At 42.6% G+C, this 985-nt stretch carries 2 protein-coding genes; one reads left to right on the forward strand and one right to left on the reverse strand.

Translation table 11 applies throughout. The features are described 5' to 3' along the window. The coding region (locus tag HT737_RS31490; protein WP_220459607.1) for a hypothetical protein at positions 1–187 on the forward strand (187 nt) is incomplete at its 5' end. Here HT737_RS31490 and HT737_RS30330 read toward each other — a convergent pair. Further along, positions 184–985, reverse strand: an 802-nt coding sequence (locus HT737_RS30330; protein ID WP_220459609.1) for a hypothetical protein, incomplete at its 5' end; no start/stop codon positions are given. The two genes, HT737_RS31490 and HT737_RS30330, sit on opposite strands and share 4 nt — an antisense overlap.

The following is a 985-nucleotide window of genomic DNA, read 5'->3' on the forward strand; positions in this document are numbered from 1 at the left end:
CTTACAGCCAAAAGCGGATACTCAGATAGGCGAAAATTTTTTCTCACACACAACCTGGCGCAACACTTCACTTCGTCAACTGTTACGGCATTGTTATTTTTTGATTACGATAAGCTTGGCAACCATTCGTGTAAGAGTTAGTCAAAAACAATTGCGCAACCGCACTCGCAGCGCGAGTCAAAACTAATCCTGGATACTTTCAAGGAAATAATCAATACAAAACCAGGGTACACGATCCTCGAGCAATAACGATCCAATAACTGAAAGCTTGTAGACAATGCTTCCGCTGAGTTCGTACGATAATGTCCAAGACTTTATGAAGTCCTCGACTCGAAAAACATCGAAACCGATTTGCCATGCTTCGTTCGTTCCGCCCTCCATAACAATTGATGAGTAGTTAATGTAAGAGTCTGGGCGATAACAAGAAAAACTCAGACCGTCAATCTGCCAAAAATCTTCATTCAAAATATCTTCAAGCTCAAAAACCTTTGCCGCTCGCAATAGCACAGATAAGGTCTCAATTGGTTTCTCAACAAGGGTGTAGTTGTTCTTAAAATTATTACACTCTCTAGATAATAGATAGCTCAGTGCTTTGTCGGGGGAGATGTCATATCTGGCGAGCTTGCCTTCGCAGCTTATTATAGAGTTGAATAGCAATCCTATTAGCTGTTCGGCTTGTTCATTGAGGTTCAGCGCTTTGGCCACGGCTAGAGAGACCTCCCAGTGTGAAGCTTGAGCATCACTCAATGCAATCACAGAACCAGAATACAGCTCCAATATTTTATTTAGAATGTCTGCGAATTGTTGACCTGCTTTTGTCTTGTGTGATTCCGGCGCGCAAAGAAACGCTACTCCTGCCCATCCGAGAATTTTAGATAAACGAAGAGGCAATTGATACAGCTCCACAAAACCACCACCCTCTCTTGGCAACAAACAGTACTTATTTTGTTCCAGTGAGGACAATACGGACTCGTTTACGACCAGA

Source organism: Pseudomonas sp. MD195_PC81_125 (assembly GCF_014060985.1).
Lineage (GTDB): Bacteria > Pseudomonadota > Gammaproteobacteria > Pseudomonadales > Pseudomonadaceae > Aquipseudomonas > Aquipseudomonas parakoreensis.